Consider the following 17,399-nt stretch of genomic DNA (forward strand, 5'->3'; position numbering starts at 1 on the left):
GTCGAGGTGACCATGAATTTCAGTGTCACGGTACAGCAGGAATCGTTCGATATCGGTCAGCTGCAGCAGCAGCTGACGGGTGAGCGAACCGACATTGGCGCCATTGCTGCCTTTACCGGGCGCGTGCGCGATTTCAGTGAGCGTCCCGATATACTGGCCATGACGCTGGAGCACTATCCCGGGATGACGGAATCGTCATTAAGGGCAGTGCTGGCGGAAGCGTGTGAGCGCTGGTCGATTTCGGCAGGCTGCATCGTGCATCGCGTCGGGCGACTGCAGCCCGGCGATGATATCGTTGCGGTAGTGATTGCCAGTGCACACCGACAGGCAGCCTTCGAAGCCTGTGCCTATAGTATGGATCATTTGAAGACCCGGGCGCCCTTCTGGAAGAAGGAGCACACCCGAAGCGGCGATTACTGGGTCAGTGAGCGCGCCTCTGACAATGAGGCGTTGCAACGTTGGAGGTCCGATGAGCGAATTGATCGATAATTTCCAGCGCCGGATTCGCTATGTGCGAATTTCCGTGACGGACCGCTGTGATTTCCGCTGTGTATATTGCATGAGCGAGCAGATGACCTTTCTGCCGCGTGATGAAGTGTTGTCCATCGAGGAACTGACTCAGGTGGCTCAGGCCTTTACCGAACTGGGCGTCGAGAAGATTCGTCTGACAGGCGGTGAGCCGCTGGTCCGGCGCGGGATCGATCAGCTGGTCCATAATATCGGTCAGCTGGATGGGCTCCGGGATTTCACCATGACCACCAATGGCGCGCAGCTGCGGCGCTATGCCCGGCAGCTGCGGGAGGGTGGCATGACCCGTCTCAATATCAGTCTGGATTCACTCCAGTACGATCGGTTCAACAAGCTGACGCGTACCGGCAATCTCGACAAGGTGATGGATGGTATTCGCGCCGCCCGTGAAGCCGGATTCGAGCGGATCAAGCTCAATACCGTGGTGCTCAAGGGGCGCAATGAGGATGAGGTGCTCGATCTGGTCGACTTTGCCCGCCGGGAAGGAGTCGATATCAGTTTCATCGAGGAGATGCCGCTGGGTGATGTATCCGACCACGGTCGCGATGAAACCTTCTTCTCCAGTGATGATGTGAGAGGGCGCATAGAACAGCGTTATCCGCTGCTGCCTTCCACCGAGGACTCGCTCGGACCGTCCCGCTATTATCGCATGGCGGACAGCGATAGCCGCATCGGTTTCATCTCGCCTCATACGCACAATTTCTGTGACAGCTGCAACCGTGTTCGTGTTACGGCGGAAGGACGATTGTTGCTGTGCCTGGGCAATGAGCATTCAACGGATCTGCGTGAAGTGCTGCGCAATCATCCGGGGGAAATGGAGCCGCTCAAGGAGCGCATTCGTGATGCCATGGCGCTCAAGCCGCATCGCCATCATTTTACTACCGATGGCGATGTCCAGGTCGTTCGCTTCATGAACATGACGGGCGGTTAATGATCGACAGGATGGTTCATCAACCACCCTGCTGGCGGTGATTCCTTGTGTAATATGTGGCATGGATTGCCAAGTAGTTAATTCCTTTTATACTGATCGGGAGAATCGGTAACGAACAGGAGTACTGCCATAATGTCGAATGAATCGCTTGAGCGCATTGCTCGCAACAAGAATGTTGCTCGTGCAGCGGCGCGTCAGCTGAGCATGGAGCAGTTGCACAAGTTATCCGAGGTTGTTGCCGAGGTCATTGACCAGAAGGAAGAGGAAGAGCGCAAGCGTCAGCAGGTAGAAGCCGAAAAGGAGCAGAAGCTGGCCGAGATTCGGGCAGCCATGAATGATGCCGGTCTGTCCGTTGATGATCTGGTCAGCGAACAACCCCGTCGCCGTCGTGGTCGTCCGCCCAAGGAAAGTGACAGTAGTGATGGTCACAAGAGCAAGGATAACAACGGATAACCCGCCCGGGATGCAGTGTTCCTGTCAGCCTGTCTTCACGACATTCAGTTCGGTTCTGATGAATTGACCTGAATGTCGGCTGATCCACTTCTCGAGCCTGGGTGCCAGCAGTGGATACAATTGATCGGTATCTGCGACCTGCCACTGTGCCAGGCAGTCATCAATCCAGTCACTCAGCGCCAGTTCATCCGTGAATCGGTCGGCCTCACCATCCAGGAGCAGTCTGCCACGCCGCTCACAGTAACCCGCATTCATGGTAATGGGGAGTATGACGGTCAGTGCAGTTTCCGGGGAGGCCGTGCCCGGGTTACTGCGGTTCTGAATCAGTCTGGTCTCCAGCGGCAGGCGGGAGTCACATCGTAACTGTCGACCATCCCACTTGAGCCAGTCGCCGTTAACGGGAATGAGAGGGGCATTGATACCCAGCTGGGTGGCCAGCTCGACATGTGACTGCTGATGCTGTGGTTCACCATGTACGGGCAGCAGGGTAGCGGGCTTGACCCAGCTATAGAAGCGTGTCAGCTCTTCTCGTGCCGGGTGCCCTGAAACATGCAGTTCGGGGTGACTGTGCTCATCGAGAATCCGGATGCCACGCTGACGCAGGGCGTTCTGCAATCGAGCGACCGCGGTTTCATTGCCGGGAATGGTCCGCGACGAGAAGATGACGCTGTCACCAGCCTCGAGTTCGATTTCGGGGTGTCTGCCCATGGCCAGTTTTGACAGGGCGGCACGTGGCTCTCCCTGGCTGCCGGTGGCAATCAGCAGTACTTCTTCCGGCGGAAGGTAGCCCACGTCCCGCAGCGGAATGATGTCCGGGAATTCATCGAAATATCCCAGCGTGCGTGCCAGCCGAACCATGCGTTCCATGGCGCGTCCCATCAGGGCAATGCGGCGTCCGGAGATCCGGGCGGTGCGTCCGATGCTGGCGATACGGGCAAGGTTGCTGGCAAAACAGCTGACGACTACCCGCTTCTGGCAGGCGGCCACTGCAGCGGTCAGTGCCTGCGCGACATCAGCTTCGCTGCCGGCAAGGCCTGCTACCGTGGCATTGGTGGAATCACCCGTGACAAGCCCGATCGGTGCCAGCGCTTGCAAGGCCGCTTCATCGGTGAGGGTACCAAGCACGGGGGCAGGGTCCAGTTTCCAGTCCCCGGTGTGCAGGATACGGTGCGAGCGGGTCTGAAGCAGTAATGCACAGCTCTCCGGTATGGAGTGCGTGACCGGAATTGTAGTGATTTCAAAACCGGGGATCTCCAGGCTGTCACCGGGGCGATAGGTCCGGATGGCCGTCGTGCTCAGACCCTTGTCGGCAAACTTGTGCTTCAGCATTTCGGTGGCCAGTGGGGATGCATGAATCGGGCATCCCCAGTGCGGCCATAGCCAGCTCAGTGCACCGATATGGTCTTCATGGCCATGGGTGATCAGAATGGCTTCCGGCCTGATGCCATGATGGGTAACTGAAGCGATATCCGGAATCTGCAGGGGCGTATCGGGAAGATCCTGACGTAGTGCCATGCCACAGTCGACGGCTATCCAGCGACCTTCAAAGCCGTAGAGCGTCAGATTCATGCCGATGCCACCACAGCCGCCCAGCGGGATGATATCCAGTTCGGGGCGACGGCGAGGCCTGATGTGAACGCGTGGTTGAGTCATGGGCAACCTTTCAACCCTGGAAATCCCACTATACGCACCGCGTTTGCAGGTAACAACGAAAGGTGCTCAAAAGTATCTGAATTCGTTAAACTTATCCTTTCCTTTCGTCAGGCGGTACTTACACCCTCATGTCATACGATTACAGACTCGTCGTCGCCTGCCCCGATCAGGTTGGTATTGTGGCGAAGGTATCGGCCTTCATTGCAGCGCATTCGGGCTCGATCATCGAAGCCAGTCAGCATTCGGATCTGACCTCGGAAAGCTTTTTCATGCGCTATGAGGTACGTTTCGAGCAGCCGCAATCGCAGGCTCAGCTGAGTGAAGCGTTTCGACCGATTGCCGAGTCATTCGAAATGGAGTGGCGCTGGCAGGATACGCTGCAGAAACGCAGGGTCGCCATTCTGGTATCGCGTCAATCCCACTGTCTGGTGGATCTGCTTTACCGCTGGGCGACAAATGAGCTGAACTGCGAAATTGCATGCGTGATTGCCAATCATGAGGATCTTCGCAGCCTGGTGGAGTGGCACGGTCTGGAGTATCACTATATTCCGGTCACCGCTGCCGAGCGGGATTCGGCATTCACCCGGATCGAGCAGATAATCGAGGCCCGCGCTGTCGATACCATTGTACTGGCGCGCTATATGCAGATCCTGCCTTCATGGTTCTGCGAACGCTATCAGGGGCGGACCATCAATATTCATCACAGCTTTCTGCCATCGTTTGCCGGGGCCCGACCCTACCATCAGGCATTCGAGCGTGGTGTCAAGCTGATTGGTGCTACCTGTCACTATGTGACCGATGAACTCGATGCCGGTCCGATCATCGAACAGGATATCCAGCGGGTCACGCACTGTCATACACCGGATGATCTGGTGCGGCTGGGCAGCGATGTCGAGAAGAGCGTTCTGGCCCGGGGTGTGCGATGGCACCTTCAGGATCGTATCCTGATCCAGGGCAACAAGACGGTAGTGTTTGCCTGACTGCCTTTCACGGGCCACCGATGGGGCGCGTAGTTGCTGCCGTTCGGGTAGTCAGGGCAGGCTGGGCAGGCCCGCCAGTGAATGGCGTCAGTTCAAGCGCTCTTCGAATGACCGGTTTTGATCATCGAAAAGATGCATCTGTCGGCCGGCTTCCGGCGGTACAAGTCTTACCCCGACACCGAGCAGACGAACCGGTCTGGCACTTCGCTGCCAGGCGTTTTCCAGCAGCGAGCGGAAATGGTCGGCAACAGGCTGGGTGCCTGCGATCTCGAACGAGGCCAGGGAAAAATCATCAAAGCGTACCTTGACGAAAAGCTTCTGGATGGCAGGTCGACCGTGACGTTCAATGCGTTCTTCAAGTCTGGCAAGCAGCGGTGCAAGGGCCGTCCGGCATTCATCAAGCGTGGCAAGATCCCGGTCAAAGGTGGTTTCAACGCTGATCGACTTGCGTTCTCGCTCCAGCAGGACCGGGCGCTCGTCAATGCCGCGGGACAATTCGTGCAGACGTGCACCGAACTTGCCGAAGTGCTCCAGCAGACGGGCAAGAGGCTGCTGTTGCAGATCACTGCAGGTACGGATGCTCATGTTATGCAGCTTTTCGGCAGTTGCCGGGCCTACGCCGTGCAGCTTGTCGATGGGCAGGTCCTGAATGAATCGGTTGGCCTGATCGGGCGGGATGACGAACAGTCCGTCCGGCTTGTCCCAGTCGCTGGCAATCTTGGCCAGAAACTTGTTGGGTGCCACGCCAATGGAGATGGTAATGCCGGTATGCTCATGAACCCGTTGCTTGAGCCAGCGCGCCATCCAGGTTGCGCTGCCCCGGAATCTGTCGATATCACTGACATCCAGATAGGCTTCATCAAGCGAGAGCGGTTCCACCAGGGGAGTCAGTTCATGGAAGATCTTCTGAATCCGGGCCGAGACCTTGCGATAGCGGTCAAAGTCCGGCGGCAGTATGTGCAGGTGAGGGCAGAGCCTGACTGCCTGCGCCATTGACATCGCCGAGTGAATGCCGAAGGTACGGGCGGGATAGTTGCACGTTGCCACGACACCACGCTGTTCGGCCCGGCCCCCTATGGCAAGAGGCACTGTATTCAGCGAGGGGTCATCGCGCATCTCGACGGCTGCATAAAAGCAGTCACAATCGGCGTGAAGAATCTTTCGCATGGCTGGGGCAAGTCATGTATTCATATCCAGTGCTGTACAGCATAGCTTGCCGTCCGGCGCAGGGTGAAGTCCCTGAAGGGTACGCAGGCCCGCGAAGTGTACCGTATTCAGGATTGATCAGTATCGCCGGGGAGTACACGGCATGGTAAGACTCGGTGCGGCCGGGGCACTGATTGGTGAGGGTAATGACCGACGGGTTTACCGCCATCCGATGGAGCCTGAACGATGCATCAAGGTGCCTCGTTATCCACTGCGTGGCAGTGAGCAGAATGAGCGGGAAAAATTGTATTTTACCCGACTGACATGGCGCCTTGGGAATTGGCAACACGTGCCGCGCTACTTTGGCACCCTGATGACCGATCAGGGTGAGGGGCTTGTTTACACGCTGATTACCGATCGGGATGGTCAGGTATCCCGAACCGTGCGTCATTATCGCCAGGCTGATCCTGCCCTGCTGGCGAGCGAGCAGTTTCGCCATCAGTTGTTGTCACTGGGGCAATATCTCGACAGGTACTGGATCATGCCTGCAGACCTCAATGATCGCAATATCGTCTGTCAGCTTGGAGAAGAAGGGCTCAGGCTCTGGCTGATTGATGGTATCGCCAATCCATCGCTGGTGCCTCTGGCAAACTACTGGCCATGGTTTGCCCGCCGCAGGATACGGCGTCGCTTCAATCGTTTTCTGGTCAAGTTGACGGGTTATGAGTTGCTGGACAGGGCCACTGCGCAAGCGATGCAATTACCGATCATGTCAAATCGACGGCCACATGAGAAATGACTCGTTGCATGCTCCGGTAGCACTGGAGCGAACTGGTGTTTCTCGGCCTTGCAGCTGAAGCCGCACAAACTATGGCTAGCACTGCGGAAATATGCTGAAACAAACATTATTTGTCTTGCGGCAGTAAGAAAGGGCAAAAACGGGGACAGGGATTTTGAAAAACAGCGCAAGTGACAATATAATAAGTTCACACCTGCAGGAAGTCAGGATGTAAAAGGCATCCGCACTCGTTGCGATATAGCAGAAATGCTGGCTTGTGCAGACTCCCCTGATCGATAAAGGCGGTCGCATGTCTTTGTCAGTGCTCTTTGAATGAGGTCTTTAATGTCGTTACTCAATGAATACATGCAGAAAGAGCAGCAGCTCCGGCAATTGCGTGATGAGCTGCAGCAGTTGGAGCAGGATCAACGACTGAAGAGCGAGCTGGAGTTCAAGGAAAAACTTGAAGCACTGATGTCGGAATACGACAAGAGCGCCAGTGATATCATTGCGATCCTGGATCCGGAACGTCGCCAGTCGAGCCAGCGCGAGACATCTTCCAGGTCTTCCGGCAACGCTTCGGGTGGCAGGCGCAAGCGCAAGCTGAAGGTCTATCGCAATCCGCATACCGGTGAAGTCGTGGAAACGCGTGGTGGCAACCACAAGACGCTCAAGGCCTGGAAGGAAGAGTACGGTAACGATACCGTGGAAAACTGGGTTGAGCGCACCGAGAGCTGATTCAGCCATGCTCTGATGTCTGCAGTATGCCGGATACTGAAAACCGCCTTCCCTGGAAGGCGGTTTTTTATCAGCGGGCAGACGAACGGCGCTTATTCGTAGGAGGCGTCGTTATCCTGCCAGTAGTGGTCCATATCGCGATGGCGGGTCATTTCGTACAGTCTGTAACGGCGGTCGAGGGTAGCACCGCTATCACGCATCAGTGGCTGCCAGGCGATCTCGCCATTGCTGTCTCCCGCGCCTGAGAAGAAGGCATCGAGCGGCACACTGATATAGACACCGCGATTGAAGTCGCCCTGATCGAAATCATCATTGGCATCGGTAAAGGTCGCCCAGGCGCCGATTCTGGCACCATCCACGAACTCCCTGGACAGATCCAGCGTGCCACCCCAGTCCTTGGCCAGATAGCGGCCCGCACTCACCTTGGCCAGAACATCGTGGTACCCGGTGTCGATATAGGCCGTCGCCTGCCCGGTCCAGGCATCATAATCGCGTGTACCGAAACCCTGATCGAAATCACGCTGCTTGACCCAGTTGATATCCATGCCCAGTGCGACACTGCTTTCGAGCGGCCGATAGAGCACTTCACCGCCGGCACCGGCGTACATCATCTCCAGCAGGCCACCATAGGCCATGACCGACCAGTCCCTGTCGAGTTGTGCTACCCGGGTATACTGCAGGTTATAAAGTCCGACACTGCTCTCGTCGAGATAGTCATCCCGGCGAGAGCGCACTCGATGCAGCTTGCCATTGTCACGATACTCATAACGATCCAGATTATCGGCCACATTCACACCGGCTTCGCCCGAAAACCAGCCGCGCCTGTCGGTGAAGAGTTCGGCATCGGCTGTTGCGAAAAGCTGATACAGATAACCATCCTGGCCGCCGGCGTTCTGCAACAGGTGGGGGGTTACGCCCAGCCGCAGCCGGTCGGGGAAGTGGCTGGCGACCGTTTCGCCCTGTGGCGGTTGCAGGGTTGTGCGCGCGTAGATGCCTTTTTCATAGCCGGTGGCATTTTCGTCGGAGCGCACGGCCTGCATGAAATCCTGCCGATCATGAAAGTCGTCGCGTATGACCAGGCCGTGATCCAGCTGGCGATAGCGAAAGGTGCTGATCTCGGGATCCACCCGGTTGGTCAGGATCCGATTGGCACGGCCTTCGGTTTTCCGCCACGAGCGATGGCTGCGTGACTCACCTTCAAGGGTCAGGGTGTCGTCATTCCGGGTGATGCGGTGAACGTCAAAGCCGGCATTGTCTGCCAGCCTGTCGCTGGTCTCCTGCCAATCCGTTTGAGCCGATGGTTGCTGCGAATCGATTTTTTCCGGCGGAGTGCTGTCCTGCGCCTGGCTCAGTCCGGCCAGGTTGGTCGACAGGCTCACTCCCCACATGAAGGTGGATCCCCGTTCCCAGCCGGCATGCATGTCGATGTTATCGGTCAGCTGATAGTGTGCCCCGTAATTGACATGCGAATCCTGCTCCCGGGCGTCCTTGAGCGGTTCGTTGTCATAGTCATTGGCATCGTATTCAAGTGCCAGCCGCAGCGGTTGCCATGGGGTCTGGTACTCGATGCCACCAAAGACCCGGGGTGAACCGCTGAAGAGATCGCTGACCGAGAAGTCATCGACATCGGAGGCGCTGACACTGCCATCCGGATTCACGGTGACATTGTCGGTCGCCTCATCAAGATCATCATCTCCAGCCAGGTATCCCCAGCCGAGCCCGAGGCTGAAATCGAAGTCATACCAGCGCTTGCTGGCTACCAGGTATTCACTGCGAAACAGGCTGGCACCGCCGAGGTTTCGAAACCCCACTGCCAGCTGCGGGAGCGTGGCACTTTCACGGTTCAGCAGCAGCTTGGTATCGATGCCGTTGTTGAGATAATCATTGCCCTCGACAAGTTCGTCGAATCCCTCCGGAGTCTCCGTTGTGCGCGCATAACGAATACCGAATTCGAGCCAGCTCAGGGGTTGGGTGCTGAGATTATAGCGCTCGTAGGGAACGGCACGGTTGAAGCTGAAAGTAACTTCCCCGACCGGTGCCATGCGGGCAGTAGGCGTCTGCATCAGTCCCACGCCACCGAAATCACTCTGCATCTGGCCGGTCTGGGCGTAGGCTGCTGCTGGAATACAGCATGCGAGCACGGGATACCAGTATCTGTTTTTCATCGGGAATTATCATTCGTTGTAAGTGAAGACATCCTTGAACTGTCGCTCACTGTATCAGGATCATATGTCCACTGCCGACAGTCATGGCCCGGCCTCCGGGTTGCCAGCCACTGGGGGAGGGCATGATTCATCCAGCGAGCGGCTACGGCATCCAGTGTCAGTTCGGGCACAATACGACTGCCTGCCGGCACGGGCAGGGGATCACTGTTCCAGGAAGAGTAACCGAAGCGTTCCACACGACCGGTTGGCGTGATCAGCCATGCCCAGTTGCCGGAGAAGCCTTCAGGCAGTGACCAGTCGGCAGTAATGTCGCGAGTGGTCATGCCGTCATGCCAGGCCTGCTGTTGAATCCCCTCCACTCCCCAGCGGGTTACGGTGGTAGCAGGCTGACAGTAACCAATGGTAATGGCATGGGTGATATCCCTGTCATGGCGCGGGTGTGCCATCAGCCAGGCGGGGTCAAGATTGGCGGGGACACGCTTGCTGTCGGACAGGGACTGCAGGGCCTGACGCCACTGCTGCATCGCCCGGGAAGCCACTGCATGGCCCTGAATGCGATAGCGCAGGGAGAGATTGTCGAGCTCGGCGGCAAACCGGTAGCGGTTCATGTCCGGATCGTGCTGCCGGTTATCGTTATAAAAGGCGAATGGCCATGAAACAGGCTTTTCCGCCAGCTCCTGCAACGCCACCTGGCTGAGCGGGACGGCCCGGGCGAATGATGCATGGAGTGACAATAGACATGCCATGCTCATCAGCATTGTCAAAAGCAGGGGTCTTGTTACCACCATGGTTTGATCACTTCCCAGCTCAGTTCAGGCGCACCCGGCCACGGGATCTGACGAGCACGCACGATATGGCCCCGCGCATCCCGCCAGATATGATTATTGGTGGCCTTGCCATTGGCCCACTCGATATGTTCCAGACATTCGAACGCAGCAATTCGCTTCAGCGGCAGCCTTACCATGCCGGCGTGCGGCTTGCAGCGCAACTCGGCACGGCCTGTCAGCATGTGCTCCCGATCGGTTTCAAAGTATGCCGCGACCCGATAATAGGCAGGTAAGCGAGCGATCGGGCGCTGCCAGGGAGGTGTGCCTGCATAGTGGTAGCGCAGGTCGAGCAGTCTGTTCTCGTGGCCTGCGGTCGTATTGAGGCGCTGATGAAGTGTCGAGACGAGCCGCAGGGGGTAGTCCGAGCGCCAGTAGCGCCGGATCTCCGTTGATTCGGCAAGGCTGTAAATACGATACCCGTCATTACTTGCCATCAGTACAGCGGGACCCGGCGTTGCACGTAATGTTTCCCGGTCCGGCGGCGGTTGACCGAACAGGGAGTGCCAGGTGCTCGATACCGAATGAAAGCCCACAGCACTGCAGCCCGAGAGCGCCATTGCCAGAAGCATGAGGCCGACGCATCTGCCGGGTCTGATGGCATTCCTGCAGTTTGCAGCGTATTCAACCATGTACCGGGCTCACGGTATCCATTTGATGAAACGGGACAATCCATGTTCTCACGGGAGTCTTCCTTACGACACCATGGTTTCGGATCCGATTCGGCAATGATAGTCCGGGCAGGCCGGCCGTGGCCTTGACGGCCTCTCGAATCGGCACTTGTGGCAACAAGGTTATCGGCCACATTATCTTCATTTACCATGGCCATGGGAATGGCCCGGGGGCTGTCAACAGCATCCTACCCGGAACGGCACAATTATCGGATACTGCAGTCTCACTCTCAGTCTCCGATTTTTACCGAAAACAAATTTTTCTTTATTATCATGTGGCTGACGATTTCTGGCATAGTGCGCGAAGCGGCACACCCAAGTGTGAGAAGGTTTGATAGCCTTTGTTGCACTATAACCGGAAAGCCTATTGGCGGTTATGGAATGATCCGGCTTCATTTCCTGCATATCTCGTGGCGTTACCTATCATTACTGGTGATTCGCAGTGATGCCACTAAAGTGTGCAGGCTCGGAAGATCGACGCGATCCAGCCGAACCGGCCGGCAGCCGTATAGACAGGATGTACTACAACAGGATGGCCCAGGGGATAGTCAGGTTAACCCCGGGGCGGTAGCGTGTCCGAAACTGATTTTCCGCTACTTGACAGGAGCAGCGCGGTTCATGAAACGTCTACTGAGTTTGGTGCTTCTGGGAAGCACGCTTGTACTGGGAGGCTGTGCCTTGGCTCCCGGAAGCAACATGCCTTACGACTCTTCATCGCCCCCCATCGATGACCTTGTAGATGTCAGGCCCATTACCATGGGGCTGGTGCAGTCGCAGAACCGGGCACGTGAAACAATGACGTCCGATTCGGAAATCTCCAGCCGTTCGGTCGCGCTCTCCAGGAATCTGGCGGACTATCAGTATCATGTAGGCATTGGTGATACGGTGAATGTCATCGTTTATGACCATCCGGAGCTGACCAATCCCTCGGGCTCGGACAACAACTCCAGTGGCGCCGGTCATGTCGTCAACAGTGATGGCACCATCTTCTTTCCCTATATAGGCAGAGTGCGGGTAGCAGGCGAGACGCGTGCTCAGATCCGTGATGAAATCAGCGGCCGGCTGGGCGATTACGTGGCCGAGCCTCAGGTCGAGGTCAATATCTCGGATTTCCAGTCCCAGAAGACCTATGTCACCGGTGAGGTCAGCAATCCCGGCGTTCAGCCCATTACCAATGTACCGCTGACGCTGCTGGATGCTATCTCCCGGGCGGGCGGTATGACCGATAATGCCGATTGGCACCATGTCGTCCTGAACCGGGACGGCGACAAGCAGGTGATCGATGCCTACGATCTGCTCCGGCACGGTCAGCTGGGCGCCAATCAGCTGCTGCGCGCCGGTGATGTCGTGCATGTGCCCGAAGTCGGTGATCAGAAGGTCTATGTCATGGGAGAAGTCAGGAATCCCCAGGGGCTGGCGATGGGCAGCTATCGGATGAGCCTGACGGATGCCCTGAGCCAGGCAGGTGGCATGGACCAGATTACAGCGGATGCATCGGGTATCTTCGTGGTGCGTCGCACCCCGGATCGGAACAAGCTGGCGACCGTCTACCAGCTTGACGCTGAAAATGCCGCGGCCATGGCACTGGGAACCGAATTCCAGCTCGAGCCGCAGGATATTGTCTATGTGACTACGGCTCCGATCTCGCGCTGGAACCGTGTTATCAGCCAGCTGCTGCCCACTACCGGGCTGTTCAGTCAGGGTGTCGATACGCGCAACGATATCAGGGATAACTAAGGCGTAGTCCGTATACCGGCGTACCCGGGCTGAACGGGTGCGCCGGCCATCGCTGTTGACCCGGAAAGAGTTCGGCGATCCTTTCGAAAGTTGTTACAAGCTATCAGTAGAGAGCGATAATTCATGGCCTCATCACTTGAGAAGGATCAATCGGCGAGCACCAGCGACGAAGTCGATCTGGGCCGTCTTTTTGGTCTGCTGCTGGATCACAAATGGCTGATTGCAGCCATAACGGCAGCCTTTACGGCACTGGGCATCATCTACGGTGCCATGCAGACGCCGATTTATCAGGCCAATGCCCTGATGGAAATCGAAGAGCGTTCCAGCTCATCCAATCCTGTTCAGAACATTGGCATCTTCGGTCAGTCGACCAGTCGCTCCCCGGCGGAAATCCAGATCCTCCAGTCCCGTATGGTACTGGGCAAGGCAGTGGATCGGGAAAACCTGCAGATGGTCGTCAAGCCGAAGCGTTTCCCGGTTATCGGTGCCATGCTGGCCAGGCGTGGTTTCGAGCGTCCCGGCTTTGCGCAGGGCTGGTCTTCGGTATGGGCCAACGAGAACGTGAATGTTACCCGTTTCGTGATTCCACGAGAGTGGGTCGGACGCCCCCTGACGCTGCGGGTTACCGGGCCGGACAGTTATGCCCTCCTGGATGGAGGCAGCACGGTACTGGAAGGTCAGGTCGGAGAACTGGCTCAGTCGCGCAACGGCAATGTCGAACTCCGGGTCATGGACATCAATGCCGGTCGTGGCGCCGAGTTCACGCTGATGAAGCGTTCATCGCTTTCGGCCATCAATGGCCTGCGAGGGCGGTTTGAAGTGGAAGAAGCCGGCCAGTCCTCTACCGGTATTCTCAACCTGACCCTCAAGGGTGCCGAGCCGCAGCAGGTTGAAGACAGCCTCAAGGCAATCAGCGAAGTCTATGTGACCCAGAATATCGAGCGGCAATCCGCTGAAACCCAGCAGAGTCTGGACTTTCTCAAGAAGCAGATCCCCGAGATCCGCGAGCAGCTCTCCAATGCCGAAAACGAACTGAACAATTACCGGGTTTCCCAGGATTCGGTGGATCTCAATCAGGAGACCCAGTCCGTTCTCAATCGTCTGGTCAATGTAGAGGGCCAGCTCAATCAGCTCAGCTTCAATGAGGCTGATCTCTCCCAGCGATTCACCAAGAACCACCCGGAATACAAATCGCTGCTTGAAAAGAAACAGCAGCTTCAGAATGAAAAGGCACAGCTGCAGAAACAGGTCAACAACCTGCCTGAAACCCAGCAGAAGGTGCTGAGGCTGCAGCGTAATGTCAACGTTACCCAGGATATCTACACCCAGCTTCTCAACCGTATGCAGGAGCTGAACATTGCCAAGGCAGGCGCTATCGGTAATGTCAGGATAATTGACGATGCCGTGGTCGAGCCCTGGCCCGTGGCACCCCGCAAGACACTGATCACCTTCCTCTTCATGGTGGTCGGGTTCATCCTGTCGGTCGTATTCGTGCTGGTGCGCGGCGCCATGAAGCAGGGCGTGGAGTCCAGTGATCAGATCGAAAACATCGGTCTGCCGGTCTATGCTTCTGTACCACTCTCCAGTGGTCAGAACCGACTGACCCGCAGTCTCGGTATGCTGAAACGCGGCAAGCGTGGTAGCAGCAGCGTTGATCGGGGAGTGCTGGCGATCAACGACACCATGGATCCATCCGTCGAAGCTGTCAGGAGCCTGCGTACCAGTCTCCAGTTTGCCATGATGGAGGCTCCGGACTCCCGGCTGATGATTACCGGCCCGAGCCCCGGGGTCGGCAAGAGCTTTATTACAGCGAATCTTGGCGTGGTGTGCGCCCAGGCAGGACAGCGGGTGCTGATGATTGATGCCGATATGCGCAAGGGCCATCTGCACCAGATGTTCGATGGCAAGTCTTCATCCGGCCTGAGCGATATCCTGCTGCGCAAGGACGGTCCGGAGAACATCATTCGTCAGACCAGCGTGGAAAACCTGGATTATGTGGCTCGCGGTACCGTGCCGCCCAATCCGGCCGAACTGCTGATGAACGCACGCTTTGGCGAATTCCTCGAATGGGCCGACCGACATTATGATCTGGTCATCATGGATACACCGCCCATTCTTGCCGTGACCGACGCGGCCATCGTGGGTAAACAGGCCGGGACCAGCCTCATGGTTGCCAGATACGGGGTGAATCCGCCTCGCGAGCTCGAGCACGTCATGCGGCGTTTCCAAACCAGCGGTGTCGAGATCAAGGGCTGCATTCTGAATGCCATTGAACAGCATGCAGCGTCCCGGTACAGCAACTACTATTATGCCTACCGTTGAAGACAATCGGGGCACCAGGCCTGGTGCCCCGCATGTTTGAAAACTCGAGTCATGATGATGACGTTATTAGTGCTGCAATAACGTATTGATCATCTTGAGGAATACTTCCGTGCACATCTCGATAAAGCCCATGCAAAAAAATCGCCGCCACTCTCTATGGTACGAGCGGATTCTGCTCAGTTTTCGCATACATCTGGTACTGGGGCTGATTGTTGCCGTTGTTCTGCCTGCACTGTGGCACTGGGGCTGGACATTCTGGAGCGCTCAGCCTGATGTCCGTGCAACCACCCTGGTTGCCACGGCCATTGCCTATCTGATCTCCATCAGTACCGTGCATCGGCTTTCGGTATTCCCGGGTACAAGAGCCTTTGCCTATGTCATACCTTCAATCACGCTCTCCTACATACTGATTGTATGTCTGCTTCTCTTTACGGGGCTGCCCTTTGCACGCTGGCAAATGGCCGCTTCCTACATTATTTCCATCATTTACGGTTGCGCGGGTTATCTGCTGGCCAATCGATTCAGGACACGCAAGCTTGCAGTAGTGCCCATGGGGCGTGTCAGCGAGTTCTGTCAAACCATGCAGATCGACTGGCGCTGGCTCTCGGAGCCCGATCTGCAGGATATGCGGGTTGATGGTGTCGTTGCCGATCTGGCCACCGAGCTGGATGAAGAGTGGCAGCGCTTTCTCGCGGACTGCACCATTCACAGGATTCCTGTTTATGATGCCCGGGAAGTCCACGAAACAATGACCGGGCGTGTCGGGCTCGATCATCTTTATCAGAACCGCTACGGCTCACTGCTCCCCAGAGAAGATTACGAGATCGTCAAGCGCTGTATCGATATCGCTGGTGTACTGCTGGTGATGCCGGTCGTGCTGCCGGTCATGGCAGTGACAGCCATCATGATCAAGCGGGATGATCCCGGGCCTGCAATCTTTGTACAGAAGCGTATGGGCTTTCAGTGTCGTACCTTCAATGTCTATAAATTTCGAAGCATGTACGCGAATCAGGAAGGACTCGGTTTTACCTCGGAAGGTGAAGATCCGAGAATTACCAAAGTCGGTCGCATGATTCGCAAGTACCGCATTGACGAACTGCCTCAGCTGTTCAATGTACTCAAGGGCGACATGAGCCTTATCGGGCCAAGGCCGGAGTCGAGCAGTCTGGCCGAATGGTACGAGAAGGATGTGCCATTCTTTCATTATCGTCACGTGGTTCGCCCCGGTATTTCCGGCTGGGCCCAGGTCGAGCAGGGCTATGCCGCCGAGATTGAAGGTATGACCAGAAAGCTGGAATATGATTTTTACTATATACGTCACTTTTCCTTCTGGATGGATATGCTGATAGTGATCAGGACCATCAAGACCATATTCACCGGGCATGGTGCTCGCTAAATGCCCAGGGTGTGCAACAAAAATGGGGTCAAAAGCACACGGAAGGAATTTTCGAGTCGGAAACATGCAGTACAGGCTGTGTGTTTCCGACAAACGGGATGGTTCTGAAAAAAGGTTGACGGGTGAACTGCTTTTATAATTCCGAGGGTCAGGTTTTTGAGAAAACCATTTCTGTAATCATACCTTCATATAATAGCGGTGCATTTATAGGTGACACCATAAGGAGTGTGGTTCGAGCTGCAGAAAACCATGATCATGAAATCATCATCGTTGATGACTGCTCAGACGATATAGAGCTTCTTAGAAATGTAGTAGCTCAGTTCCCCCAGGCTTTTCTTGTCGAAAAGGATCGGAAGAGCAATGCGGCAATTTCCCGAAACATCGGCATCGGGAAAGCCTGCGGTAAATATGTCTTTCTTCTCGACTCCGATGATCATTTTGAGCCCGATTACGTCGAGCATCGCCTCAGAATGATGGAGGCGGGGGGGTATGAATTTGTCTTTGGTAGTTATATCAATGTTACTTCATATAATGAATCGGTCGTCTGTGAAGTGCCTCGCGGAATTGATCCCAGAGACTTTCTGTTTATCGAAGACAAGGACATAAGAACTTCAACCATAAGCTTTACAGGACACAAGAAGGAAAGCTTTCGGTTCAATGAAAGCCTTGAAAAGCATCAGGACTGGGCCTTTCTGATAGATACCCTGGAGCAATGTACCCGATGGGCTTATGATGTCACCCCCGGGGTCAAGCTCAATTGTGTTCGCGATAGCCGAATGAGTGGTGCGATGAACATCAAGGCCAGTCAGTATTTTATCAGCAATTACCTTGATGATGGCGTTCATGTCTCCGGCTTTTGCAAGCGACACTTTGTGCTTGCTGCACTGGTGGAAAATGAAGAAGCCTACCGCTATTTCTCGTCACTGGTCATGCTGTCCCGGATAAAATCAAAATACAAGGCAATAAAGCTGGTGGGTGATTTCATGACGGGGCTCGGGCTTTTTCCGTTGCTTTCCAGGTCCCTGTTTCTTTTTCGTTCCCTTGTTGGCAATTTTGTCAGGAAGTAAGCAGGGTTAC

Annotated in this window: 15 protein-coding genes; 10 read left to right on the forward strand and 5 right to left on the reverse strand. The window is 56.0% G+C overall.

Going from position 1 to position 17,399, the window contains the following annotated elements:
- The first annotated feature begins 12 nt into the window (after nt 1-12).
- The 3 genes from C7446_RS04845 (at nt 13) to C7446_RS04855 (ending at nt 1,912) form a co-directional block, all read left to right on the forward strand.
- Nucleotides 13-489, forward strand: coding sequence for a molybdenum cofactor biosynthesis protein MoaE (locus tag C7446_RS04845; protein ID WP_121171875.1), 477 nt, complete (start codon nt 13-15; stop codon nt 487-489).
- Nucleotides 470-1,459: a GTP 3',8-cyclase MoaA gene (gene moaA / locus C7446_RS04850; protein WP_121171877.1), complete on the forward strand. Its 990-nt coding sequence runs from the start codon at nt 470-472 to the stop codon at nt 1,457-1,459. Before C7446_RS04845 ends, moaA begins: the two co-directional genes overlap by 20 nt.
- Before the next feature lie 132 nt (nt 1,460-1,591).
- A complete protein-coding gene (locus C7446_RS04855) occupies nt 1,592-1,912 on the forward strand; it encodes an H-NS family histone-like protein (protein WP_121171879.1) in 321 nt (106 codons plus the stop codon).
- A gap of 24 nt (nt 1,913-1,936) precedes the next feature.
- On the opposite strand, the gene C7446_RS04860 is transcribed toward C7446_RS04855, so the two are convergent.
- A complete protein-coding gene (locus C7446_RS04860) occupies nt 1,937-3,565 on the reverse strand; it encodes a ribonuclease J (RefSeq protein ID WP_245977692.1) in 1,629 nt (542 codons plus the stop codon).
- Between the two features lie 128 nt (nt 3,566-3,693).
- Between C7446_RS04860 and purU the strand changes: the two genes are divergently transcribed.
- On the forward strand, nt 3,694-4,545 hold the full coding sequence (purU, locus tag C7446_RS04865) for a formyltetrahydrofolate deformylase (RefSeq protein WP_121171881.1): 852 nt from the start codon (nt 3,694-3,696) through the stop codon (nt 4,543-4,545).
- An 87-nt stretch (nt 4,546-4,632) separates the two neighbouring features.
- Here purU and dinB read toward each other — a convergent pair whose 3' ends face one another.
- Nucleotides 4,633-5,712: a DNA polymerase IV gene (gene dinB, locus C7446_RS04870; protein ID WP_121171882.1), complete on the reverse strand. Its 1,080-nt coding sequence runs from the start codon at nt 5,710-5,712 to the stop codon at nt 4,633-4,635.
- Between the two features lie 142 nt (nt 5,713-5,854).
- Here dinB and C7446_RS04875 point away from each other — a divergent pair, with 142 nt between their 5' ends.
- Both C7446_RS04875 and C7446_RS04880 read left to right on the forward strand, forming a co-directional pair.
- A complete protein-coding gene (locus C7446_RS04875; RefSeq protein WP_121171883.1) occupies nt 5,855-6,490 on the forward strand; it encodes a YrbL family protein in 636 nt (211 codons plus the stop codon).
- Between the two features lie 324 nt (nt 6,491-6,814).
- On the forward strand, nt 6,815-7,207 hold the full coding sequence (locus C7446_RS04880; RefSeq protein WP_121171884.1) for a histone-like nucleoid-structuring protein, MvaT/MvaU family: 393 nt from the start codon (nt 6,815-6,817) through the stop codon (nt 7,205-7,207).
- Nucleotides 7,208-7,299: 92 nt separating this feature from the next.
- Here the strand turns inward: C7446_RS04880 and C7446_RS04885 are convergent, their stop codons facing one another.
- From C7446_RS04885 to C7446_RS04895, 3 genes are all read right to left on the reverse strand, one after another.
- Nucleotides 7,300-9,372 (reverse strand): YjbH domain-containing protein, encoded by a 2,073-nt coding sequence (locus C7446_RS04885; RefSeq protein WP_245977694.1) that lies wholly within the window; start codon nt 9,370-9,372, stop codon nt 7,300-7,302.
- Nucleotides 9,369-9,980, reverse strand: coding sequence for a hypothetical protein (locus C7446_RS04890; protein ID WP_342768345.1), 612 nt, complete (start codon nt 9,978-9,980; stop codon nt 9,369-9,371). Before C7446_RS04890 ends, C7446_RS04885 begins: the two co-directional genes overlap by 4 nt.
- A 170-nt stretch (nt 9,981-10,150) precedes the next feature.
- The gene (locus C7446_RS04895) at nt 10,151-10,828 is read right to left on the reverse strand and encodes a hypothetical protein (RefSeq protein ID WP_121171890.1); all 678 of its coding nucleotides are present in this window, start codon (nt 10,826-10,828) and stop codon (nt 10,151-10,153) included.
- A 657-nt stretch (nt 10,829-11,485) separates the two neighbouring features.
- On the opposite strand from C7446_RS04895, the gene C7446_RS04900 reads away from it, so the two are divergent.
- From C7446_RS04900 to C7446_RS04915, 4 genes are all read left to right on the forward strand, one after another.
- Nucleotides 11,486-12,604, forward strand: coding sequence for a polysaccharide export protein (locus tag C7446_RS04900; protein WP_121171892.1), 1,119 nt, complete (start codon nt 11,486-11,488; stop codon nt 12,602-12,604).
- Nucleotides 12,605-12,727: 123 nt separating this feature from the next.
- The gene (locus C7446_RS04905; protein ID WP_121171894.1) at nt 12,728-14,926 is read left to right on the forward strand and encodes a polysaccharide biosynthesis tyrosine autokinase; all 2,199 of its coding nucleotides are present in this window, start codon (nt 12,728-12,730) and stop codon (nt 14,924-14,926) included.
- Between the two features lie 109 nt (nt 14,927-15,035).
- Nucleotides 15,036-16,322, forward strand: a complete 1,287-nt coding sequence (locus tag C7446_RS04910; RefSeq protein ID WP_245977697.1) for an exopolysaccharide biosynthesis polyprenyl glycosylphosphotransferase — start codon at nt 15,036-15,038, stop codon at nt 16,320-16,322.
- Nucleotides 16,323-16,444: 122 nt separating this feature from the next.
- On the forward strand, nt 16,445-17,389 hold the full coding sequence (locus C7446_RS04915; protein WP_121171898.1) for a glycosyltransferase family 2 protein: 945 nt from the start codon (nt 16,445-16,447) through the stop codon (nt 17,387-17,389).
- Nucleotides 17,390-17,399 lie beyond the last annotated feature (10 nt).

Origin of the sequence: Kushneria sinocarnis, assembly GCF_003633775.1 — a bacterium.
GTDB lineage: Bacteria > Pseudomonadota > Gammaproteobacteria > Pseudomonadales > Halomonadaceae > Kushneria > Kushneria sinocarnis.